The organism is Ramlibacter algicola (assembly GCF_016641735.1).
In the GTDB taxonomy this organism is placed as follows: Bacteria; Pseudomonadota; Gammaproteobacteria; order Burkholderiales; family Burkholderiaceae_C; genus Ramlibacter; species Ramlibacter algicola.
Genome location: NZ_JAEDAO010000001.1, coordinates 1,235,548 through 1,257,524, shown reverse-complemented (window position 1 = coordinate 1,257,524; position 21,977 = coordinate 1,235,548). Strand labels below are relative to the sequence as shown.

Annotated in this window: 23 protein-coding genes; 12 read left to right on the top strand and 11 right to left on the bottom strand. The window is 69.8% G+C overall.

Annotation, left to right across the window (positions count from 1 at the left end; all coding sequences use genetic code 11):
* The 4 genes from I8E28_RS06130 to I8E28_RS06115 are packed head-to-tail and all read left to right on the top strand — an operon-like array spanning position 1 to position 3,274.
* Positions 1 to 636: an L-threonylcarbamoyladenylate synthase gene (locus I8E28_RS06130; RefSeq protein WP_200787112.1), complete on the top strand. Its 636-nt coding sequence runs from the start codon at positions 1 to 3 to the stop codon at positions 634 to 636.
* Positions 637 to 661: 25 nt separating this feature from the next.
* Positions 662 to 1,330 (top strand): site-2 protease family protein, encoded by a 669-nt coding sequence (locus tag I8E28_RS06125; protein ID WP_200787111.1) that lies wholly within the window; start codon positions 662 to 664, stop codon positions 1,328 to 1,330.
* A 2-nt stretch (positions 1,331 to 1,332) separates the two neighbouring features.
* Positions 1,333 to 2,619, top strand: coding sequence for a tryptophan--tRNA ligase (locus tag I8E28_RS06120; RefSeq protein WP_200787110.1), 1,287 nt, complete (start codon positions 1,333 to 1,335; stop codon positions 2,617 to 2,619).
* Positions 2,620 to 2,665: 46 nt separating this feature from the next.
* A complete protein-coding gene (locus tag I8E28_RS06115) occupies positions 2,666 to 3,274 on the top strand; it encodes a response regulator transcription factor (protein ID WP_200787109.1) in 609 nt (202 codons plus the stop codon).
* A gap of 12 nt (positions 3,275 to 3,286) precedes the next feature.
* Here the strand turns inward: I8E28_RS06115 and I8E28_RS20920 are convergent, their stop codons facing one another.
* Together I8E28_RS20920 and rpoN are read right to left on the bottom strand one after the other, a co-directional pair.
* On the bottom strand, positions 3,287 to 4,774 hold the full coding sequence (locus I8E28_RS20920) for an ATP-binding protein (RefSeq protein WP_200787108.1): 1,488 nt from the start codon (positions 4,772 to 4,774) through the stop codon (positions 3,287 to 3,289).
* A 22-nt stretch (positions 4,775 to 4,796) separates the two neighbouring features.
* Positions 4,797 to 6,176, bottom strand: a complete 1,380-nt coding sequence (rpoN, locus tag I8E28_RS06105) for an RNA polymerase factor sigma-54 (RefSeq protein ID WP_200787107.1) — start codon at positions 6,174 to 6,176, stop codon at positions 4,797 to 4,799.
* 162 nt (positions 6,177 to 6,338) lie between these two features.
* Between rpoN and I8E28_RS06100 the strand changes: the two genes are divergently transcribed.
* Complete coding sequence (locus tag I8E28_RS06100) at positions 6,339 to 6,701, top strand: hypothetical protein (RefSeq protein WP_200787106.1); 363 nt, start codon at positions 6,339 to 6,341, stop codon at positions 6,699 to 6,701.
* The gene (locus I8E28_RS06095; RefSeq protein ID WP_200787105.1) at positions 6,673 to 7,998 is read left to right on the top strand and encodes a sigma-54-dependent transcriptional regulator; all 1,326 of its coding nucleotides are present in this window, start codon (positions 6,673 to 6,675) and stop codon (positions 7,996 to 7,998) included. The genes I8E28_RS06100 and I8E28_RS06095 overlap by 29 nt, the downstream gene beginning before the upstream one ends.
* A 12-nt stretch (positions 7,999 to 8,010) precedes the next feature.
* Here the strand turns inward: I8E28_RS06095 and I8E28_RS06090 are convergent, their stop codons facing one another.
* Together I8E28_RS06090 and I8E28_RS06085 are read right to left on the bottom strand one after the other, a co-directional pair.
* The gene (locus tag I8E28_RS06090) at positions 8,011 to 9,591 is read right to left on the bottom strand and encodes an amidase (RefSeq protein WP_200787104.1); all 1,581 of its coding nucleotides are present in this window, start codon (positions 9,589 to 9,591) and stop codon (positions 8,011 to 8,013) included.
* Between the two features lie 84 nt (positions 9,592 to 9,675).
* On the bottom strand, positions 9,676 to 9,960 hold the full coding sequence (locus I8E28_RS06085; protein ID WP_200787103.1) for a hypothetical protein: 285 nt from the start codon (positions 9,958 to 9,960) through the stop codon (positions 9,676 to 9,678).
* 198 nt (positions 9,961 to 10,158) lie between these two features.
* On the opposite strand from I8E28_RS06085, the gene I8E28_RS06080 reads away from it, so the two are divergent.
* The 3 genes from I8E28_RS06080 to ku all read left to right on the top strand — a co-directional run bounded on the left by I8E28_RS06080 (position 10,159) and on the right by ku (position 11,857).
* Positions 10,159 to 10,383: a KGG domain-containing protein gene (locus tag I8E28_RS06080; RefSeq protein ID WP_200787102.1), complete on the top strand. Its 225-nt coding sequence runs from the start codon at positions 10,159 to 10,161 to the stop codon at positions 10,381 to 10,383.
* A gap of 99 nt (positions 10,384 to 10,482) precedes the next feature.
* The gene (locus I8E28_RS06075) at positions 10,483 to 10,773 is read left to right on the top strand and encodes a hypothetical protein (protein ID WP_200787101.1); all 291 of its coding nucleotides are present in this window, start codon (positions 10,483 to 10,485) and stop codon (positions 10,771 to 10,773) included.
* A gap of 106 nt (positions 10,774 to 10,879) precedes the next feature.
* A complete protein-coding gene (gene ku / locus I8E28_RS06070) occupies positions 10,880 to 11,857 on the top strand; it encodes a non-homologous end joining protein Ku (protein WP_200787100.1) in 978 nt (325 codons plus the stop codon).
* Between the two features lie 66 nt (positions 11,858 to 11,923).
* On the opposite strand, the gene I8E28_RS06065 is transcribed toward ku, so the two are convergent.
* Complete coding sequence (locus tag I8E28_RS06065; protein WP_200787099.1) at positions 11,924 to 12,151, bottom strand: hypothetical protein; 228 nt, start codon at positions 12,149 to 12,151, stop codon at positions 11,924 to 11,926.
* 233 nt (positions 12,152 to 12,384) lie between these two features.
* Here I8E28_RS06065 and I8E28_RS06060 point away from each other — a divergent pair, with 233 nt between their 5' ends.
* From I8E28_RS06060 to I8E28_RS06050, 3 genes are all read left to right on the top strand, one after another.
* The gene (locus I8E28_RS06060) at positions 12,385 to 12,765 is read left to right on the top strand and encodes a TraR/DksA family transcriptional regulator (protein ID WP_200787098.1); all 381 of its coding nucleotides are present in this window, start codon (positions 12,385 to 12,387) and stop codon (positions 12,763 to 12,765) included.
* A 244-nt stretch (positions 12,766 to 13,009) separates the two neighbouring features.
* Complete coding sequence (locus tag I8E28_RS06055) at positions 13,010 to 13,897, top strand: universal stress protein (RefSeq protein WP_200787097.1); 888 nt, start codon at positions 13,010 to 13,012, stop codon at positions 13,895 to 13,897.
* 47 nt (positions 13,898 to 13,944) lie between these two features.
* Positions 13,945 to 15,210, top strand: a complete 1,266-nt coding sequence (locus I8E28_RS06050; RefSeq protein WP_200787096.1) for an MFS transporter — start codon at positions 13,945 to 13,947, stop codon at positions 15,208 to 15,210.
* Positions 15,211 to 15,228: 18 nt separating this feature from the next.
* On the opposite strand, the gene I8E28_RS06045 is transcribed toward I8E28_RS06050, so the two are convergent.
* The 6 genes from I8E28_RS06045 to I8E28_RS06020 all read right to left on the bottom strand — a co-directional run bounded on the left by I8E28_RS06045 (position 15,229) and on the right by I8E28_RS06020 (position 21,970).
* Positions 15,229 to 15,780, bottom strand: coding sequence for an acyloxyacyl hydrolase (locus I8E28_RS06045; RefSeq protein WP_200787095.1), 552 nt, complete (start codon positions 15,778 to 15,780; stop codon positions 15,229 to 15,231).
* Between the two features lie 416 nt (positions 15,781 to 16,196).
* The gene (locus I8E28_RS06040) at positions 16,197 to 16,805 is read right to left on the bottom strand and encodes an SRPBCC family protein (protein ID WP_200787094.1); all 609 of its coding nucleotides are present in this window, start codon (positions 16,803 to 16,805) and stop codon (positions 16,197 to 16,199) included.
* A gap of 16 nt (positions 16,806 to 16,821) precedes the next feature.
* The gene (locus I8E28_RS06035) at positions 16,822 to 17,784 is read right to left on the bottom strand and encodes a Bug family tripartite tricarboxylate transporter substrate binding protein (protein ID WP_200787093.1); all 963 of its coding nucleotides are present in this window, start codon (positions 17,782 to 17,784) and stop codon (positions 16,822 to 16,824) included.
* Between the two features lie 24 nt (positions 17,785 to 17,808).
* A complete protein-coding gene (locus I8E28_RS06030; RefSeq protein ID WP_200787092.1) occupies positions 17,809 to 18,846 on the bottom strand; it encodes a 2,5-dihydroxypyridine 5,6-dioxygenase NicX family protein in 1,038 nt (345 codons plus the stop codon).
* Positions 18,843 to 19,670 carry an alpha/beta fold hydrolase gene (locus I8E28_RS06025; protein WP_200787091.1) on the bottom strand — a complete coding sequence of 276 codons (828 nt, stop codon included), beginning with the start codon at positions 19,668 to 19,670 and terminating at the stop codon, positions 18,843 to 18,845. The genes I8E28_RS06030 and I8E28_RS06025 overlap by 4 nt, the downstream gene beginning before the upstream one ends.
* On the bottom strand, positions 19,667 to 21,970 hold the full coding sequence (locus tag I8E28_RS06020) for a xanthine dehydrogenase family protein molybdopterin-binding subunit (protein ID WP_200787090.1): 2,304 nt from the start codon (positions 21,968 to 21,970) through the stop codon (positions 19,667 to 19,669). Before I8E28_RS06020 ends, I8E28_RS06025 begins: the two co-directional genes overlap by 4 nt.
* Positions 21,971 to 21,977 lie beyond the last annotated feature (7 nt).

Genomic DNA, 21,977 nt, shown 5'->3' with positions numbered 1-21,977 from the left:
ATGGCGCAGTACTTCGAACTGCATCCGCAGAACCCGCAGCCCCGGCTCCTGAAGCAGGCCGTGGCGCTGCTGGAGCAAGGCGGCCTGCTGGCGGTGCCCACCGATTCGAGCTACGCCCTCGCCTGCCACCTGGACGACAAGGCAGCCGCCGACCGCCTGCGCCAGGTGCGCGGCGTCGACGAGAAGCACCACCTGACGCTGCTGTGCCGCGACCTGAGCGAGCTGGCGAACTACGCGCGCGTGGACAACAAGCAGTACCGGCTGCTCAAGCTCGCGACGCCCGGGCCCTTCACATTCATCCTCGACGCGACGCGCGAGGTGCCGCGCCGCCTGAGCCACCCGCAGCGCAAGACCATCGGCCTGCGCGTCCCCGATCACCCCGTGCTGCAGCAACTGCTGGAGCTGCATGGCGGCGCGCTGCTCGCCACGACGCTGATCCCGCGCGGCGAGGACGAACCGCTGAACGACGCGCAGGACATCCGCCAGCGGTACGAGAAGCTGGTGGCCGGCGTGGTCGATGCCGGCGCCTGCCCGCTGGAGCCCACGACGGTGATCGACATGACCGCCATGGACACGGGCGGCGAGCCGGTGGTGACCCGGCTCGGGCGAGGCGATCCGGCGCGGCTCGGGTTGTGACACCCCGTTCTGGGACAATCCCGGGGTGAACATCGACAGCTTGATGCAGGCCATCGCCGTCTACGCGATCCCGGTCCTGTTTGCCATCACCATCCACGAGGCCGCGCACGGGTACGTCGCGCGCCATTTCGGCGACCCGACGGCGGCCATGATGGGCCGCGTGACGTTGGATCCCTTCAAGCACGTGGACCCGGTCGGGACCATCGCGATGCCGCTGCTGCTGTACTTCGCGACGGCCGGCGCGTTCCTCTTCGGGTATGCGAAACCGGTGCCGGTGAACTTCGCCAACCTGCGGCGGCCGCGGCGCGACAGCGTGCTGGTGGCCCTGGCGGGCCCGGCGTCCAATTTCGTGCAGGCCTTGCTGTGGGGCATCGTGCTGACGCTGATGTTCGCCTTCGAGGCCGAATCCACGTTCTTCCTCAGCATGGCCAAGGCCGGCGTGCTGGTGAACCTGGTGATGTGCGCCTTCAACCTGTTCCCGCTGCCGCCGCTGGACGGCGGCCGCATCGTGGCCGGGCTGCTGCCGCCGCGGGCCGCGTGGGCCTACAGCCGCATCGAGCCGTACGGGTTCTTCATCGTCATGGCGCTGGTCATCTTCCGCATCGTCGGCGACTACTGGCTCAACCCGCTGCTGACGGTGGGCTACTTCTCGATCAACGCGCTGCTCACGCCGCTGCGCGCCGTCCTCTCGTGACCATGGCTGCCCCGATCCGCTACCTCACCGGCATCACCACCAGCGGCACGCCGCACATCGGCAACTACGTCGGCGCGCTGCGGCCCGCGGTGGAAGCCAGCCGCCGCCCCGGCACCGAGAACTTCTACTTCCTGGCCGACTACCACGCGCTGATCAAGTGCGAGGACCCGCTGCGCGTGCAGCGCTCGACGTTGGAAATCGCCGCGTGCTGGCTCGCGATCGGGCTCGATCCGCGGCAGGTGCACTTCTACAGGCAGTCGGACATCCCCGAGATTCCCGAACTGACCTGGCTGCTCACCTGCGTGACCGGCAAGGGCCTGCTCAATCGCGCCCACGCGTACAAGGCGCAGGTGGACAAGAACCGCGCGGCCAACGTCGACCAGGACGCCGATGTGACCGCCGGCCTGTTCATGTACCCGGTGCTGATGGCCGCCGACATCCTGATGTTCAAGGCGCACAAGATCCCGGTGGGCCGCGACCAGGTGCAGCACATCGAGATGGCGCGCGACATCGCGTCCAGCTTCAACCACCTCTATGGCGAGCACCTCGTGCTGCCGGAAGCCGAGATCGACGAGACCGTCGCCCTGCTGCCCGGCACCGACGGCCGCAAGATGAGCAAGAGCTACGACAACGTGCTGCCGCTGTTCGCGCCGCGCGAGCAGCTGCGCAAGCAGATCGCGTCGATCGTCACCGACTCGCGCGCGCCCGGCGAGCCCAAGCCGGTCGAAGGCAGCGCGCTGTTCCAGATCTACGAAGCCTTCGCGTCGGCGGAAGAGACCGCGCAACTGCGCCAGGCCTACGCCGACGGCATCTCCTGGGCCGACGCCAAGCAGGTGCTGTTCGAGCGCATCGACCGCGAGATCGCACCCATGCGCGAGCGCTACGACCAGCTGATGGCGAACCCGCAGGAGATCGAACGCATCCTGCAGGATGGCGCACGCCGCGTGCGCGAACTGGCCACGCCGCTGATGCTGGAACTGCGCCGCGCCGTGGGGCTGCGCAGCCTCGCCGACGTCGCCCAGGGCGGCAAGAAGGCCAAGGCCAAGGCGGCCCTGCCCTCGTTCAAGCAGTACCGCGAGGCCGACGGCAGGCACTACTTCAAGTTCGTCGACGCCGCCGGCGCGCTGCTGCTGCAAAGCAGCGGCTTCGACTCGCCGCAGGACGCCGGCCGCGCGGTCGCGCGCCTGAAGCAGGACGGGCTCGAAGCGGTGCGTAGCCAGGTGCACGTCGCCCCGGGCACGGACGAAGCCGCGGTGGCCGCCGCACTGCAGCAGCTGTCGGCCTCCTGAACGGCCAGAGGCGGCCCGCTGGACTTGCGGGTATGCTTGCCGCGCCATGAAGCCCACGCCGCATCCCGCCACGCTCTACGTGATCGACGACCACCCGCTGATGCGCGAGGCGGTGGTGATGCTCCTGCGCCGCATGCGGCCCGGCGCCAACGTGATCGAGCTCGATCGCATCGGCGGCATGGAAGCCGCCGTCCGCCAGCACGGCGCCCCGGACCTGATCTGCCTGGACCTGAAGCTGCCCGACACGACCGGCACGTCGGGCGTGCACGAGATGAAGAACCGCTTCCCGGACGCGCCGCTCGCGGTGCTGTCCGCGTCGCCCGCCGCGGATGCGGAGGAGCAGTGCATCGAGGCCGGCGCCGACATCTACATCGAGAAGTCCTCCGGCGCCCAGGAGATCGGCAACGCGTTGCGCGCGCTGCTGTCCACCGACGGCAGCTTCGAGGAACTGGCGCCCACCGACAGCAAGCTGTCCAAGCGGCAGAAGCAGCTGATCGTGATGCTGGACCGCGGACTGTCGAATCGCGAGATCGCCGACGAACTGGGCATCAGCGAGCACACGGTGAAGGTGCACCTGTGGCGCCTGTTCCGCCGCCTGGGCGTCAAGAGCCGCACCCAGACCATCCACTACGCCCGCACGCACGGGCTGCTGTGAGCCGGTAGGCCGCTAGGCCGTGGAAGCGGCCGCCGGCGGTGGCGCACCGCTGGCGTCGTCCAGCACCTGGGCCTCCAGGAACTCCACCGACCCTTGCTTCAGCCGGTCGACCGTCGACGTCGCGCGCGCCGCGGCATCGCGCGGATCGGTCGGGTGCACCAGCACGCGGAACACCGTGCCGCGGCCCGGCCGCGAGGCCAGCTGCAGGGGGTGGCCCAGGATGTGGCACAGGCGGCCGACGATGTACAGGCCCAGGCCGAAGCCGTCCTCGGTGCCGGCGTGGCCCGGCACCTTGTAGAACTCGCGGAAGATCTCGTGCTGGTGCGCCGGCGCGATGCCGACGCCGGTGTCCCACACCTCGATGCGCGCGCCGCCCGGCGTCATGCGCGCGGCGACCAGCACGCCGCCCGCATGCGTGTACTTGACCGCGTTGGAGATCAGGTTGCCGGCGATGCGCTGCAGCAGGATGGGATCGGACGTCACGGTGCCCGGCACCGCATGCACGCGGAACTCCAGCCCCTTGGCTTCGGCCAGCGGCCGGTAGTGCAGTTCCAGGTCGTGCAGCAGCTTGTCCAGGCGCAGCGTCTCGACGTTCAGCTTGATCTTGCCGGAGTCCAGCCGCACAAGGTCGAACAGCGAGTCGAACAGTGCGTTCACGGCCTTGGTCGACTCGACGATCTTGGGCGCGATCTCGTGCACCAGCTCGGGCTCGCTGCCCAGCCAGTCGGCGTACAGCCCCAGCGCGTGCACCGGCTGGCGGATGTCGTGCGCCGCACTGGCGAGGAACCGGTTCTTGATCTCCACCGCGTCCAGCGCGGCGGTCGTCTGCCGCCGCAGCGAGTCGATCAGCTGCTCGTTGCGGTACTGCAGCTCGTAGTTCTTGCGCAGCGTCTCGTGCTGGCGCAGGCCCGCCTGGCGCAGCACCTGCCAGAAGATCAGCAGCAGGATCACCATCCAGGCGTGCTGCACGCGCGGCACGTAGCCGAAGTCGCCGACGATGCGCCACGCCATCACGCCGATCACCGTCAGCGCCAGCGCATCGAGGTACTGGCGCATCGTCTGCAGGTGGCCGCACAGCGTGATCAGCGCGAACATCGCCAGGCCCGCCAGCACCAGCCAGCAGACGAACTGCTCGGCCACCGGCGCGCGCTCGTAGAACAGCAACGCGCTGGCGCCCCAGGTCACCGCGGTCGCCGGCCAGACCAGCGACCACCGGCGCAGGAAGGCCACCTGCGCGCCGGGGCCGCCGCGCGCGACGTGGCGGACGTACTGCCGCAAGGCGGCGAAGCGCACGCCCGCGACCGTCGCCGTCGCCGCGGCCCACGCCACCAGCGCCACGCGCGAAACGTCCTGCCAGAGGATCACGAGCAGCACCGGGATCAGCAGCACGCCGACGGTCTGCGTGTTGCGCTGCGTGCGCAGCAGCTCGCGGGCGAGCTCGCCCTCGACCCATCTCGCTTCGGCGGGCGAGGTCGCGTCGGGGGCGATGGCGGGCTTCACGCCCGGATGATAGGCGGCGGGCTCAGGTCGCCCGGTGGGCCATCCGGCGGCGGCGGTCCGCGGGCTCGATGCGCAGCAGCTGCCGGTACTTGGTGACGGTGCGGCGCGCCACCTGCAGGCCCTGCACCGACAGCTCGCGGGCGATGTCGACGTCGGACAGCGGCTGGTGCGGCGGCTCGGCGGCGATCAGCTCCTGGATCAGGCCGCGGATCGCCGTCGGCGACGCTTCGCCGCCGCTGGCGGTCGCCAGCCCGCGCGAGAAGAAGTACTTCAGCTCGAAGACGCCGCACGGCGTGGCCATGAACTTGTTGCTGGTGACGCGCGAGACGGTCGACTCGTGCACCCCGACTTCCTCGGCGATCTCGCGCAGCGCCAGCGGCTTCATCGCCATCGCTCCGTAGGCGAGGAAGCGGTGCTGCCGCCGCAGGATCGCCTGCGCGACGGCGAGGATGGTCGAGAAGCGCTGCTCCACGTTGCGCACCGTCCAGCGCGCTTCCTGCAGGTGGGCGCCGAGCTCCGCGTGCTCGCTGCTGCGGTGGCGGCGGAACAGGTCGGCGTAGCTGTGGTTCAGCCGGACCCGGGGCACCACCGCCTCGTTCAGGACCGCGGCCCACTGCCCGCGCACCAGCCGCACGATGACGTCCGGCGTCACGTACGAGATCGAAGGCATGCCGAAGCGCCAGCCCGGCCGCGGGTCCAGCCGGCGGATCGCGCTGCATGCCGCCTCGATCTCCGCCAGCGACACGCCCAGCCGGCGCGCCATCGCGGGCTGGTCGCGGTTGGCCAGGCACTGCACGCACTCGCGCAGGATGCGCAGGGCGATCGCGCGCTTGCGCTCGCACGCGATGGCGGGCAACTGCAGCCGAAGGCATTCGATGACGTCGCGCGCGCCGACCCCGGCGGGCTCGAGCGACTGCACGCGGCGCAGGGCGACGGTCAGCTCCTCCGGTTCAGGTGGCGGGTCGAGCGGCACGGACGACGCGACCTCCTCCAGCGGCACGCGCAGGTAGCCGTCGTCGTCCAGCGACTCCACCACCGCGGCGGCGAGCGTCCAGTCGCGCGCGGGCAGCGGCAACAGGTTCAGTTGCTGGGTGAGGTGCTCGGCCAGCGTCGCGTGCGCGGCCAGCGTGTCGAACACGCCGTCGACGTCGACCACGCGTGAACGCGCCACGGGCTCGCCCAACCACGCGCTGGCAACGAGCGGGTCGGCCTCCGGTGCGCTGTCGGGGATCGCGACCGGCGCTTCGGCCTCGGCTTCGTCCGCTTCCAGGAAGGGATTGCTGTCCAGCGCGTCGCGCACGACGCGCGAGAAGTCGAGCGAGGACATCTGCAGCAGGCGCACGGCGCGTTGCAGGCGTGGCGACAGCGTGGTCTGCAGCTGCGGGCCGAGCTGCAGGCTCATGGATTGCAAATGACTTCTCCTCGGTGGCAGTCCGGCGTTTGGAAATTCGTGCCCGGCGCTGGTGGAGGCAGGGTAGGCATGGCCGTGCAGCCAGTGTTCGGCTATTTGTAAATCTTGCGAGCGGCCGGGGACACCGCCACCGCCGCGCACTACGCTGCGCGCATGAATCCCATCGCCGACAGCGACGTGCGCGAGCGCGAAGGCGCCCTCGCCCAGTTCGGGCACGAAGCCCGCAATGCCCTCAACGCGATGACCGCCGCGCTGGCGGTGCTCGAGCTGGTCCCGCCCGGCAGTGGCGAGGCGCTCGAGGCGCAGCAGGTGATGGCCCGGCAGGTCGCGCGGCTGCGAGCAATCGTCGAGCAGGAGCTGGCGCGCAGAAGCCCAGCGTTGCCCCATTCGTTGGACGCATTGCCTGCCGTTACACGCACGCGCGGCCGTGGGTGGAATGATCAGCCCGGCTTTCGCAACTGCCCAGCAGGCATCACCGAGGAGAGGAATGGGCCACGCTCTGATCGTCGAGGATGACGCCGACGCCGCGCGCATGGTCGCGCAGCTGGTCGCCAGCCACGGCTTTTCGGCTGCCACCGCGCAGTCGCTGGGCGAGGCGCGCCGGCAGATGGCGTTGCAGCAGCCGGACGTCGTGCTGCTGGACCTCAAGCTGCCCGATGGCGACGGCATGGCCTTGCTGGACGACACCGACCTGCTCGGCGATTCGGACGTCGTGCTGATGACGGGACACGCCAGCCTGGAGACCTCCATCCGCGCGCTGCGCGCCGGCGCCGTGGATTACCTCGTGAAGCCGGTCAGCCCGGGACAGCTGCAGGGCATCCTGGCGCGCGTCACCAAGCCGGCGCCCGATGGCACCGCGCTGCGCGCGGTGCGCGAGCAGGCCGAACGCGCGGGCCGGTTCGGCCACCTGGTTGGCCGGTCGGCGCCGATGTTGCAGGTCTACGAGCAGGTCGCGCGCGTGGCGGCGACGTCGATGGCGGTGTTCGTCACCGGCGAGAGCGGCACCGGCAAGGAACTGGTGGCGCGCAGCGTGCATGACATGAGCAAGCGGCGCGGCAAGCCCTTCCTCGCTGTCAACTGCGGCGCGATCTCGCCCAACCTGATCGAGAGCGAAATCTTCGGCCACGAGAAGGGCAGCTTCACCGGCGCCGAGCGGCAGCACCACGGCTTCTTCGAGCGCGCCCACGGCGGCACGCTGTTCCTGGACGAGATCACCGAGATGGCGCCCGCGCTGCAGGTCAAGCTGCTGCGTGTGCTGGAGACCGGCACCTTCATGCGCGTGGGTTCGACGACGCCGATCGCGACCGATGTGCGCATCGTCACCGCGTCCAACCGCGATCCGCTCGCGGCGGTGGCGGATGGCCGCTTCCGCGAGGACCTGCTGTACCGGCTGAATGTCTTCCCGATCGAGCTGCCGCCCCTGCGCGAGCGCAAGGACGACCTGCCCTTGCTCGCGCGCCACTTCCTGACCGAGATCCACCGGCGCGAAGGCACGCGGCGCAGCCTCACGCCGGAGGCACTCGCGCAACTGGCGCAGCACGCTTGGCCGGGCAACGTGCGCGAGTTGCGCAACGTCCTGCAGCGCGCCTGGGTGATGAGCGACGGCCCGGAGATCACGGAGCGCTGGCTGCCGCGTGCCGTCACGGCACCGACGGCCAAAGCGTCGGTGCCGATCCCGCTGGGCACGCCGCTGGCGGAGGTGGAACGCCTTGTTGCCGCGGCAACGCTGGACCATTTCCAGCAGGACGCAGCCCGCGCCGCAGCCGCGCTGGGCATCAGCCCCCGCACGCTCGCGGGGAAGCTGAAGGGCTAGAAGCCCGAGCTCCTAGTGCATCAGGGGCCGGCGCGGGCTCGCGGGCAGCGCCGGCGCGAACCGGTGCCGCGTGCCCTGCTCGTAGGCATGCGCCAGCTGCAGCAGCTTGCCCTCGGTCCACGCCGTTCCGACGAAGCTCAGGCCCACCGGCAGGCCGGCCGCGTCGCCCATCGGCACCGTGATCGACGGATAGCCAGCGACCGCGGCCGGCGTCGAACTCGAGCCGCCATACGAATCCCCGTTGACGTGGTCGGTGAGCCAGGCCGGCCCCGTGGTCGGCGCGACGATGGCGTCGAGCCGCTGCGCCTGCAGCACCTTGTCGATGCCTTCGCGCGCCAGGCGGCGCGCCTTCGACGCCGCATCGAGGTAGGCCTTGTCGGTGAGCGCGCCCTTGGCCTGCGCCTTCTCGAACAGTTCCTGGCCGAAGAACGCCATCTCGCGGTCGGCGTTGCGTTCGTTGAAGGCGATCACGTCGGCCAGCGTGCGCACGGGGACGCCGGTGCGCGTCGCCAGGTACTTCGCCATGCCGTCCTTCAGTTCGTAGAGGAGCACGTCGAGTTCCTCCTCGTCGTAGTCGCCGATCGAGCCGAAGTCCGCAGGGTCCACCAGCTCGGCGCCGAGGCGCTTGAGGTCGCGCAGCGCCTGCTCGAACAAGCGGTCGGCGTGCGTGCTGTAGCCGGTCACCCGCTTGCGCGCGACGCCGATGCGCATGCCCTTCAAGCCGTCGGCCTTGAGGAACGCGCGGTAGTCGGGTTCGATGCGGGCCGCGACGGTGGCCGGATCGCGCGGGTCGGGGCCGGCCAGCACGTTCAGCAGCACCGCCGCGTCGGCGACGCTGCGCGTCATCGGGCCCGCCGTGTCCTGCGAGACGGAGATGGGGATGATCCCGCTGCGGCTCACGAGGCCGACGGTCGGCTTCATGCCGACCAGGCCCGACACGCTGCTCGGGCACACGATGGAGCCGTCGGTTTCGGTCCCCACGCCCAGCGGTGCGTAGCCGGCGGCAATCGCGACACCTGTGCCCGAGCTCGACCCGCACGGGTTGCGTCCGGGGCCGTAGGGATTGACGGTCTGGCCGCCACGCGCGCTCCAGCCGCTGCTGGACTTGCCCGAGCGGATGTTGGCCCACTCGGACAGGTTGGTCTTGCCGAGCACGACGGCGCCGGCTTCGCGCAAGCGCCGCACGAGGAAGGCGTCCTGCGCTGCCGGCGCATCGATGAGCGCCAAAGATCCTGCGCTGGTGAGCATGCGGTCGCCCGTGTCGATGTTGTCCTTGAGCAGCACCGGGATGCCGTGCAGCGGACCGCGCACGCGACCGGCGCGGCGCTCGCGGTCGCGCTCCTGCGCGATCGCCAGCGCATCCGGGTTGACTTCGATGACGGCATGCAGCCCATCGGGACCGGTGTCATGGCGCGCGATGCGGGCGAGCCCGTCCCGCGTGAGTTGCTCCGCGCTGAGCTGGCCCGTGGCCATGCGGGCCTGCAACTCGGCGACAGTGGGTTCGGCGGCAGCCTCGCGGCCTTGCGCCCCGGCAGGGACGCAAGCCAGCAATGCGAGGACCGGGAGGAGGCGAAGGAGGAAGCGAGGTGGCATGGTGCGGGGTGGATGGTGCCAGCCCGCGATGGTAGAGGCAGGCCGGCGCGGCGTCGGCTCGCCGCACCGGCCCGTGAAAACGGATCAGGCCATCTTGCGCGCGCGCTCCGGGGCGGCGAACGCCGTGCGCTCGCAGGTGACCGCCGGGCGCATGTCGGCCGCCGTCAGCGAGCTGCGGTGCCCCACGACCGTGACGGCGGGCAGCGTCACCGCGACGTGTTCACGCGCGGGCTGCCACCCGTTGCCCGGGCCGGCCGTCATCCAGGCCGCGACGACCATCGCGACCACCCCCGCGGCAACGGCGGCGCGCGTGGCGCGCTGCACGCCCGGGTGGCGATCGAAGGCAGAGGGCTCGTAGCGTTGGTGCATGGTGGACTCCGTGGGGTGTGGCGGCTCGGTGGAATGGACTGTAGGCAGCGCCCACCGGCGCCGCGACGGCCATGCGACAGGCTGCGTCCGCGGGCGACGAATTGCGCCGGACGCGGATGGAATGGATGGGCCTGCGCGGCCGTGGGCATGCGCATTGCCTGCATCGGGTCCGACCTTCCGCCCCTGAAAGGACATGCCATGGCCACACAAGACTCCAACCCGCAGAAGCAGGATGGCGGCGCGCCCAAGCGCAGCCTGCGCGGATTCGCCGCGATGGACCCGCAACGCCAGCGCGAGATCGCCAGCCTCGGCGGCCGGGCCGCGCACCAGAGCGGGCACGCGCACGAATTCACGACCGAGGAAGCGCGCGCGGCCGGCAAGAAGCGGCACGCCAGCCGCGGCGCCGGCGGCGGCTCGAAGTGAGCGCTGGTGCGAACGGGCCACGCGCGTAGGGAGCCGCGCGCCCCGTCCCGCGCCCACCGACTACACGTGCGGCGGCACGCGGCCACCAGCATGCAGTGCATGGACCGCTTGCCGCCGCCACCGACCTTGCAGGACGCCAGCCGCGCGCTGTGGCTGGCGACGCTGTCGCTGATGACGGCGTTCATGCAGACGCAGGCGCCGGCGCACCGGCTGCTGATGGCGCGCCGCATCGCACGCAACTTCGCCACGCTGCGCGAGCAGGAGTGCTTCAGCGCGGACTGCCGCAACCGCTTCGCGCGCCTGGGCGCGCACTGGCAGCGCATCGCCGACCGCCTGCAGGGCACGCCGCCGCGCTGGCGCGTGCTGCTGCAACGGCTGGGCCTCACCTGAACCGGGGGCGGATGTCCGCAGGCACCTACGCCGCGCCACGCGCGGTGCCGACAGGGCGCGCTTGCCGGCATTCGCAAACTCGGCTGCAACTTCGCGGGCATTCGACATGGCAACTCACAAGGGCCTCGCACCCACGTCCACCCGCACCCTGTGGAAGGGTGCGATCACGTTCGGCCTGGTGCACATCCCCATCGGCCTGTACTCGGCCACGGCCGAGAGCGGCATCGACTTCGACTGGCTCGACAAGCGCACGATGGACCCGGTCGGCTACAAGCGCGTCAACAAGAAGACGGGCAAGGAGATCGACAAGGACGACATCGTCAAGGGCGTGAAGGTCGAGGGCGGCGAGTACGTGGTCGTGTCGCCCGAGGAGATCCAGAAGGCATACCCGCGCACCACGCAGACGATCGAGATCGAGGCCTTCATCGACGCCGACGAGGTGCCGTTCGTCTACCTGGAGCGGCCCTACTTCGTCGGCCCCGTGAACAAGGGCGACAAGGTCTATGCGCTGCTGCGCGAGGCGCTGAAGAAGTCCGGCAAGGTCGGCATCGCCAAGGTGGTCATCCAGACCAAGCAGCACCTGGCGGTCGTCATCCCCTGCGGTCCCGCGCTCGTGCTGAACCTGCTGCGCTGGGGCGGCGAGATCCGCTCGTGGGAAGACCTGCGGCTGCCACCTGCCGATGCGAAGGCCGCGGGCGTGAAGGACGCCGAGCTCAAGATGGCGATGCAGCTGATCGAAGGCATGAGCGGCCACTGGAGCGCCGACGAGTTCCGCGACTCCTTCCGCGAGGAGATCATGAAGCTGGTCGAGAGCAAGGCCAACGCGGGCGAGACGGAGCACGTCACGCCGGTCGAGAAGGCCGCTGCGGGCGAGACCAACGTGGTCGACCTCACCGAACTGCTCAAGCGCAGCCTGCAAGGCGGTGGCCGCGGCGCGCCGTCGCGCAGCGCGGCGCCCGCCAGGCCGCACGCCAAGCGTGCGAAGGAACCCGAGCGCGCGGTCGCCGCGAAGGAGAAGCCGGCGGCGAAGAAGGCCGCCGCGAAGAAGACGGCCGCCAAGACGCGCTCGCGCCGGGCGGCGTGACGCGGTCAAGCGAACCAAAAAAAAAAAGCCCCGGCAGTGCCGGGGCTCATGATCGGCTGGACCGGATCAGGCGCTGGGCGAATTGCTATCCGACGCGGCGCGGGCTTCGGCCGCACGGCGGGTGCGCACTTCGACGCTGCGGCGGGCGGCCGCGCGGGCCTCCTCGCGCGAGAACTGGTGGGCACGGCCGGCGGCGTGCGCGGTGCGGCCACCGAGGGCAGCAACCTGGCGCATCTTGTCGGCGTCGAGAAGGGCAAAACCGCGCTTGCGAGGGGTATCCGAGGGTTGGGTCATCGTGGGCTCCTGGTGAAAGGTTGCCCATCCTTGGGGAAGCTCAGCGGCCTTCGTGTAGGACGGCGCGCCGTCGCCCCGTCGGCAGCCTTCCTCACCAGCCCAACGGCTGAGGCGCCGCGCCGGAATGAGAACTTTCCGAGGATGAGTTGGCCAGTCGGCCGCCCTCGAGCAACTCCCGTAACAGCGTTTTCGGACTGCCGCCGCACAGCTTGCGGGCTGCCCAGAATGGGCCGATGAACGACGCAAGCACCAAGGAATTCTCCGACCTGCTGGCGGCGCGCGAAGCGGACTTGCAGGACAGCCTGCGCGGCCTGCGCGACGAGCTCGCTGCGCCCGACGCGGGCACGGGCGCCGTGCGCGATTCGGTGGAGGACGGCGACGCGCGGATGATGGCCAGCATCGACCTGGCCCACGTGCACCGGCTGGAGGACGAGCTGCGCGAGGTGCGGCAGGCGCGTGGCCGGCTGCTGCAGGGCGACTACGGCCGCTGCGAAACGTGTGACGAGGACATTCCCATCGAGCGCCTGCGCGCGCGGCCCGAAGCGCGCTTCTGCCTGCGCCACGAGGAGGAGTGGGAGAAGGCGCATCCGGCTGGTGCGCCGATGCAGGCCTGACGCGCGTCGCGCAGCACCGGGCCAAGCTGCACGCAAGCATTCTGGCAAGGGCCTCGGGGCCATTGCGCGCGTTCGCGTGCGCGTGGCCTAGACTGCCCGCGTGACGACCCTTTCCTTCCTCCCGGCCAAGCGCGCTCGCGGCGCACTTCCCTGAGCCCGGCGCCGGACTTCCCGGCGTCGGGCCCACCGCCCGCGTCCGATCTTCGCCCGGCACCCGCCGGGCCTCGGTCCCCAGGAGGAAGTCATGTCCCGTCCCATCCCCGGCGACGTCCAGCGCGCCGCCCACGTCCTCGCCATCTGCGATGCATCGCCCGCTGCGCTGAACGCGGCCTGGCGCGCCGCGCTCGTCGCGCGTGACTTGCGCGTGCCGCTGCACGTGGTGCACGCCACCGCCGACAACCGCAGCACCGCCCCCTTGCCGCGCGTGGCGGCCTTCCTGCACGAAGCCGCCGAACGCTGCGCCGTTCGCGTGGAGCCGATCCCCGCGCAAGCCGACCCGGTCGAGCAGTGCGTGCCGCTGGCGTGCGGCGGCCTGGTCGTGCTGCCGACCACGCACGGCAACCCGCTGGCGGAGTGGCTGATGGGCGGCCCGGCCGAACGCCTCATTCGCCTCGTGCGCGCGCCGGTGCTGGTGGTCAAGCAGCAGGCCCGCGTCGGCTACCGCCGCGTGCTGGTGGCCGTGGACCTGCAGCAGTCCAGCGAGCACCTGGTGACGCAGGCGTCCGTGCTGGCGCGCGGGCCGCTTTCATCCTTCCACGCGCTCGCGCCGGGCGAGGAGATCGCGCTGCGCGAACTCGATGCACCGCCGGCGGTGCTGCGTGCGCACCGCCGCACCGTCGCCGCACGCGCGTACCAGAAGATGAAGCAGCTGCTGCCGGGCGCCCCCGTCACGCCCATCGTCACGTTCGGCGGCGCCGCGGACAGCATCCTCGCCGGCGAGACCGCCCAGCAATCGGAGCTGGTCGTGATCGGCAAGCGCCGCCGCGGCCTGCTCGCGGACTTCCTGCTCGGGAGCGTGACCCGGCAGGTGCTCGCGCGATCGGAAGCGGACGTGCTCGTTCTGCCGCTGCCGCCTGCGGCTGGCAGCGCGGTGGTGGGCGCTGCAACACGGGGACCGTCGCTGCAAGGGTGACGAGTGCTGCGCGGATGGGTCCTGCACGGCGTGCGGGACAATCCGGCATGGACTCAGTTTCTCGCGACGCCCCGCGCTGGTATTTCGGCTGGAACATCGTCGCGGCGGGCGCCTTGCTCACGCTGCTGACGGTGGGCATGCGCATGAGCATCGGGCCGTTCTTCCTGCCGCTGGCGCAGGACCTCGGCTTCAGCCGCAGCCTGCTGGCCTCCATCGTCGCGGTCGGCATGCTGGTCTACGGCCTCGCGATGCCTGTGGCCGCGGCCCTCATCCAGCGCCGCGGCACGCCCTTCGTGCTGCTCAGCGGCATCGCGATGGTCGTGGTGGCCACCATCTGGACGCTGTTCGCGCGCGATGCCGTGAGCTTCCTGCTGGCGTTCGGCGTGCTGCTGTCGGTAGGCCTGGCCTTCACCGGGCCGGTCGCGGTGACGCCAGTGATCAGCGCGTGGTTCGAGCAGCGGCGCGGCATGGCGCTGCTCTTCCTGTCCACCGGCTCGATGGCGGGCATGGCCGTGATGACGCCGGCGCTGTCGCTGCTGATCCACCACTTCGGCTGGCAGGTGGCGCTGGCCTCGTTCGCCGTCGCCTTCACGCTGCTCGCGGTGCCGATGGCGGTGTTCGTCGTGCGCGACGATGCGCCGGAGCACAAGGACCTGCCCGCCGGGGCGGCGCGCGGCCCTGCGCGAGTTGCGCCCTTGGGCCATCTGTCGGTGGCTGCAGCGATGCGCACGCAGGTGTTCATGGTGGTGTCGCTCGGCTTGTTCACCTGCGGCTTCAGCATGAACCTGCTGGGCACGCATGGCATGCCGATGCTGATGGACCACGGCTTCGATGCCGGCACCAGCTCGCTGGGCATCGGCCTGATCGGGGCGGTGGCGATCGGCGGCACGATGATCCTGGGCCGCCTGGCCGACCGCATGGCGCGCAAGCACCTGCTGGCGGCGATCTACCTGGTGCGCGGGCTCGGTTTCTTCGCACTGATCGTGGTCGGCACGCACTTCGAGCTGTACGCGGCCGGCGTCGTCGGCGGCCTCGTGTGGGCCGGCAGCATCGCGCTGTCGTCCGCGATCCTGGCCGACGTCTACGGCGTGCGCCTCGTCGGCGTGCTGTACGGCTGGTCGTACGTCGGCCACCAGGTCGGCGGGATGATCAGCTCGTGGCTCGGAGGCTGGGGGTTCGATCGCTGGGGCACGCACTGGCCGGCGTTCGGGACGGCAGGGGCGCTGTTGCTGGCTGCCTCGGGCGTTGTCATGCTGATGTTGCCGGGGCGCGGCAAGCAGGTGCCGCCTGGGGTGGCGGTGCCGGCGCAGTGACCGCCGCTGGTCGCTGCTTCAGAAGGAAGTGGCGTAGCGGACCTGCACGCCGTTCAGGCCTGGATTCGGCTTGCGCAGGCCGCCGTTGGACACGTGCGTGAGGCGCAGGCCGATCTCGTGGGATTGCGTCGGGCCGAACGACACGCCAGCGCCGAGCACGTCTTCGAAGTTCCAGCGGCTCGCCATGTGAGAGGCGCCGCGCACGTACTGGCGGTCGAACAGGCTCAGGCCGATGCCGGCTTCGAGAAAGAAGCTGCGGTCGGACGGCCTGATGCGGACGACGGGAACCAGTGAGAGCTGCGAGACAGTGCCTTCCCGATCGCGGGCGGTCCTGAGCGAGGCCAGCCCGAGTTCGAGTTGCAGATTGAAGCGGGCGGTGTCCAGGCGGCGTTCCCAGTCGGTGTTCCAGATGAGTCGTGCGGCGACTGTGGGCGTGTGGGTCTGGGTGGTGCCGAGGGCGAGGGAGATGGCGTCGGGGGCGAGCACCTGACCCTGGGCGGCGCAGGACAAGGTGGCTGCGGCGAGGCTGCAAAGCCACTGCTTGGTTTCAGATCGCCTGTCCACCCGCATGACAGCGCGATTGAACACCGGCAGGAGGGATTGCGCTCGCAGTTGCTCGCGTCCCTTCGGGACCACCTTCGGCGTCCACCTGCGCGCCGTCGCGCTGAGGCGAGCGAACCCTCTGCCGAGGGAGCTACATCCCTCGGTAGTATTGGGCGCCTAAGTACTTGCAAGTTGCAGACTGGGTTCATCCTCCCCGGGCAGTGTGCACAGTCCGAGGCGTACAAGTAGGTGCAGATCCTGCAAAAACGACCGGATCAGATCGGGAGCATGGGGCTTTGCGGGCCGCTAGTCGGACTAGGGCTGCTTCTTGGAGAGTTCAGCGGCGCGGCACATGCGTGCGGTGCTGAGGCGATGGGCCGCGCAGGGCTAGCGGAAAACGCACCCTGGGGTGCCGCCACTTCCGCCAGGGACTGGGCAGCCGGTCAGCGAAATGCAACAACCGAGAAGATGCCGAGCACGATGAGCAGCCCAATGCCGGCTGGGAGGACCAGGCGCCGCACGCGACTGTTGGCGGCGATGGCTGCGGGTTCACCTGACGCTGCGGACACTGCCGGCGATTCGGCTGGCGCCGGCTCTGGCATCTCCGCCGTGAGCGCGGCTTCGAAATCTCGAAAGAAATTTTCCGCCATCATCCGGGCCGTGGCGTCGACAAGCCGGGCGCCCACCTGGGCGATCTTGCCGCCAACCGTTGCAGTTGCCCGGTAGTTGAGGCGGGTTGCCTGCGGCCCTTCGGCGGCCACGCGCACTTGCGCGGAACCCTTGCCGAAGCCGGCCACCCCGCCTTGTCCTTCGAACTGGAGGGTGTAGCCCTCCAGCGGCACCACGTCACTGAGTCGCACCTTGCCCTTGAACTTCGCGTTCACCGGGCCCACGCGCAAGGCAAGCAGGGCTACGAAGCCCTCCTCCCCGTCACGCTCGAGTGATTCGCAGCCAGGGATGCTGCGCCGGAGCATCTCCGGATCGTTCAGCGCCTGCCAGGTGCGCTCGAGGGAAGCCGGGATGAGCCGGTCCCCCGTGAGTTCCATTGCCATGCGACCAGGGCTCCGCTCAGTCGATCTTGATGTTGGCGCGCTGCGCTGCCGCCGTGTAGCGTGCGATCTCCGACTTCAGCATCGCCCCTGTTTCTGCCGGGCTGATGCCGGACGGCGTGATGCCAAGCTTTTCGATCTGTTGTTGCACCTCCGGCTGCGCCAGCACGGCGGCAATCTCGCGGTGCAACTTCTCGATCACGGGCTGCGGCGTGCCGGCACGGGCGAACAGGCCGACGAACACGTCCACCTTGAAGCCCGGCAGGCCGGATTCGGCGAGCGTCGGGATGTCCGGGAAGATCTTCGAGCGGGTGGCCGAGGTGATGGCCAGCGGGCGCACCTTCTTTGCTTCGATCAGCGACTTCACCGGCGCAACGTCGGCCACGAGCAGGTCGATCTCTCCGCCCAGGATCGCGGACACCGCAGGCGCGCTGCCCTTGTAGGGCACGAACTGCATGGACGTGCCGGCCTGCTGGTTGAACAGCTCGCCGGTCAACTGGAACAGCACGCCGGCACCGCCGTAGTTCAGGGCGCCGGGGTTGGCCTTGGCTCGATCGATGAGCTCGCGCGCGTTTTTCACCGGTAGGTCCAGCTTGCTGCTGAACACGATGGGATAGGTCCCGAGGACGGTGATCGGGGCGTAGTCCTTGACCGGGTCGTACGGCAGCTTCGCCTGCACGGCCGGGTTGATCGCCATCGCGCCGCTCGCGCCGATGAGCAACGTGTAGCCGTCCGCAGCCGCGTTCTTCACGTTCGTGTTCGCGATGGCGCCGCTGGCGCCGGGAACGTTGTCGACCACCACGGGCTGCCCCAGGCGCTGCGAGAGCGGCGTCGCCACGATGCGGGCCAGGATGTCCGTGCCGCCGCCCGGCGCGAAGCCGACGACGAACTTGATGGGCCGGTTCGGGTAGTTGTCCTGGGCAAGCGCCGGGGCGGTGGCGAGCAGGGAAAGCAGCGCCAGCAAGGCGGATCGCATCTTCATCGGTTCACTCCTTCGTGTGGTGGGTCAGCGCGCAATCTTCATGTCCGCATGCACGACGTCGCCGTCGCGCAGGATTTCCACGTCGTCCAGCCAGAGGCTGCAACGGCGCATCGGCAAGTCCATGTGGCAAGCCGTGTCGTTGGTGCCACCCAGCTCCAGGTTGGGGCCGGTGGAGAACAGGACGTTGCCGTAGAAGGAGAGCGCATTCATCACGTGCTCCTGCGGCAACTCGCGAGTGGCCGAGAACTGGTACCAGCGCGCACGCTCGTTGAGCCCCCAGCCGATGTGCGAGATGGCGAATGCGCGGGGGTCCGCGAAGCTGTTCATGTAGTCCCGGATCAGCTCCGCGTCCATCCCGTCACCGCTGATGTCGGTGATGGAGCCGTCGCGCACGGTCAGGACCACCCGTGACTGCACGAACTGCTTGAAGGCCGCGATGATGTCGCCCGGCTGCAGCACCACCGTTCCGTCCACTTGGCCATCGTTGCCCTGCGTGAATGCGAAGCCCGAGGGGAGGTGGTCCCAGCGCCCCGGCTGGTCGGTGTATCCGTACTCGGAGATGACCGGGTACTGGCCCAGCGCATACCGCATGTCAGTGCCTGCCCGGGACGTGAAGCGCAGCTCCGACGCGCCTTCCAGCAGCTGTTTCGCCCGGTCGACGCGCCTGCGCAAATCCTCGGTCGGGAACATCTGCTTGATGACATGCAGGGGCTCCATCACCCGCAGGATGCGGGCACCGGCCGCCTGGATCTCCGCCTGCTCCCGCGAGAAGAGCAAGCCCACCAGGTCGATCACCATGTCGGCCGACTTGAGCGTTCGCATGGCCAGGTCGTTGCCAACCAGGGGATGGCGTCCTTGCACGCCGACCGCGTTCTGCTGGGACCGGGTGACGTTCACGTTGAGCGCCTGTGCACCCAACTGCCCCGCAGCGACCATGAAAGCTTGCGCGTACTCGGCCTTCTCGTCCCCGGCGCTGAGCACCGCCAGCACCTGGCCGGGCCCGATCCGGCACAACTCCAATTCCTTCCGGAACAACGTGAGCAGTTCGGCATCGAGTTTCATTGCACTCTCCTGTGATCGTCTGGCAAAGCAACTCCGAGCGCCGAAGCCAGCGCGGCGCAGAAGCCGCCGAAATCGTCCACCTGCATCTGGTGGCCAGCGTTGGGCAGGCGGGCAACCTGCAGCGTTGGTTGCAAGTGCAGCATCTCGCGCACGTCTTCGTCGGACACCACGCCGCCGCGACCTGCGCAGACGAGGCTCAGGGGCACGCGTGCCGATGCGATGTCCGAGAACATGTCCTCCCCATGGAAGTCGTCGTAGGCGACATGCACCGCCCGCTCATCGCAGGTGGCCAGCCACTCCGCCCGCAGCAGCAGCAGGTCTTCCGGCCACGGCGGCTGGTCGGGCCGGCGCAGCAGTTCCTCGGCTTCCCCGCGATGCGCTGCGCGAACGGCGTTCAGCGTGCGCTCGATCGGGACCGGGTACGGCCGGCGGCCTGGGCCGCTGGTGGGAGGATCGAGCAGCACGATCTTCGTCATCGATGCAGACGGGCTGTTGCCAGCCCGGGCAGCGATCCTGGCCCCCATGGAGTGGCCGACGAGGACGTACGCCCCCAGCCCGAGCGCGCGGGCGAATTCGAGAACGTCGTGTGCGCACGCATCGACGCCGTAGTCCAGGTGCGGCCCAGCTTCCGACAGCCCGCGGCCCCGCACGTCCAGCAGGTAGCAGTCGTGCGTGAGGCCAAGCCAGCGTCCGACCCGGTCCCACAGGGCCGCGGGGCTGACGATGCCGGGCACGAGGACAACGGCGGGCCCTTGGCCGCCATAGCGCAGGTAGTGCTGGCGGATATCGTTCGCTCGGACGTGCTTGCCGTGGAGGAACGTCACCGCGCGACTCCGGTGCCGCCTGCACGGCTCTGGCGCAGGCTGCGCGCAAGGTTGTCCAGGGACATGGGCAGGCGGGTGACGGAGACGCCGAACTGCGCCAGTGCATTCGACACCGCGTTCGCCAGCGCTCCGCCGGTCCCGATGATTCCGCCTTCGCCGGCTCCCTTGACGCCGAGCGGATTGGAAGGCGAGGGGCACAGCTCGAGCGTCAGTGCGTCGACGTTCTCGAAGTCGGTGCTGCTGGGCAGCAGGTAATCCGCGAACGTGCCGGTGATGAGCTGGCCGCTTTCGTCGTACTTGAATTCGTCGAGGAAGGTGCCGCCGAGGCCCTGCACCGCCGCTCCCACCGTCTGGCCGTGGACGATCATCGGATTGATCATCCGGCCCACATCCTCCACGCACAGGTACTTCTCGACGCGCACCTGCGCCGTGGCGGGATCGACGCTCACGTGGGCCAGGTGCACCCCGAACGTGTAGGTCAGGCGGTTGCTCTCGAAAGACGCCGAGACGCCCACCAGTCCGTGGTCTGCAGGACCACAATCCGGCAGGCCGGAAGCGAGCTGCGCCAGCGTGGCAACCGTCTGCCCGTCCGCCTCCCGGACGACACGGCCTGCATCCCACTTCAAGGAGGTCGCTGGCGTGCCGGTCAGTTGACCGGCGCGGGCCAGCAACGCCTCCCGCATCTTCTGCGCCACGGCGACGACCGCGCTGCCGCCCATGACGGCGGAACGGCTGTGATACGCGCCGAACCCCTGCGCCAGGTGCGTGGTGCTCCCGTGGTGCACGCGGATTCCCTCGCACGGGATGCCGAGCGACTCGGCCAGCACCTGCGCCATGACGGTCTCGTGTCCTTGGCCAGCGGACGACGAACCCACGAAGAGGTCGAATCCGCCACCGTGGCGCAGTTCGAGCCGCGCGTGCTCGCCGGGGCCGCCGCCGGTGGACTCGGGAGCGCACGCCATGCCGATGCCGTGCCAACGGCCGTCGACACACCTCCCGTTCAATGCCGTGAGGTCATCGAACCCGAAATGGGCCAGCGCCCGGTCGAAGACCGCCGGGAAATCGCCTGAGTCGTACACCGTCGCGGGCTGGCCCGGCACCAGGGCTCCGGCGTCGTAAGGCATCTGGTCGGCGCGGATCAGGTTGCGACGGCGGAACTCGGCGGGATCAATGCCCAGTTCTCGCGCGGCGATGTCGATCAACCGCTCACGGAAGAAGGCGGACTCGTAGCGTCCGGGCCCCCGGTAGGTGCCGGCGGGGGTCTTGTTCGTGATGACCGCGCGCACCTCGAAGCCCAGATGATCGATCGCGTACGGGCCTTGCAGGAACTGAGTTCCCTTGCCGGGCATCACCCCGGGGTTGGTTCGCACGTAGGCGCCCAGGTCCGCGACGACCTTGCCGCGCATCCCGGTGATCACGCCCCCCGCGTCCACGGCGATCTCCAGCTCGCAGTGCATCTCGCGCGAGTGGTTCGTCGCCATCAGGTTTTCGCGACGGTCCTCGATCCACTTGACCGGCCGGCCCACGTGGAACGAGGCGAAGGGAATGAGGAAGTCTTCCGGGTAGAAGTCGCCGCGCACCCCGAAGCTGCCCCCGACGTCGACCTCGATCAGGTCGACGGCAGCAGGCGACAGTTGCAGCATGTCCGCCAGGATCGCGCGGTTGGCGAACGGCACCTTCCCCGCACCCCACACCTTGAGATGTTTCGCGACGGGATCCCATTCAGCGACCAGGCCGCGGGTTTCCAGCGGCACGGCGCTGTGGCGGTGCACGTAGAAGGTTTCCTTGCGCGTGTAGTGCGCATCCCGGAAAGCCCGGGCAACATCGCCGCGGCCGACCTCGTACGCACTCGCAACATTGGTGCCCTGCTGTTCATGCACGACGGCACCACCTGCCATGGCTGCGTGGGCATCGACCACGGCATCGAGGCTGTCGTAGTCCACGAACACCATCTCCGCCGCATCTTCGGCGACGTACCGATCGTCCGCCAGGACGACCGCCACCGGCTCGCCGACGTACCGCACGACGTCCGACGCCAGCGGCACCTGCAGGAACTTCTCCATGCCGGGCAAGGGGCAGGTGCGCTGCGGGATCGGCTTCGCGAACTTGCGGATGTCGGCGAAGGTGATGACGGCCACCACCCCGGGCAGTTCCAGGGCGGCCGACGCGTCGATGCCCAGGATGCGCGCATGCGCCATGGGGCTGCGAATGACGACCGCGTGCAGCATGTCCGGACGGCGCACGTCGTCCACGTAGCAGCCTCGGCCGGTCAGGAAGCGGAAGTCTTCCTGGCGCTCCATGGCGGAG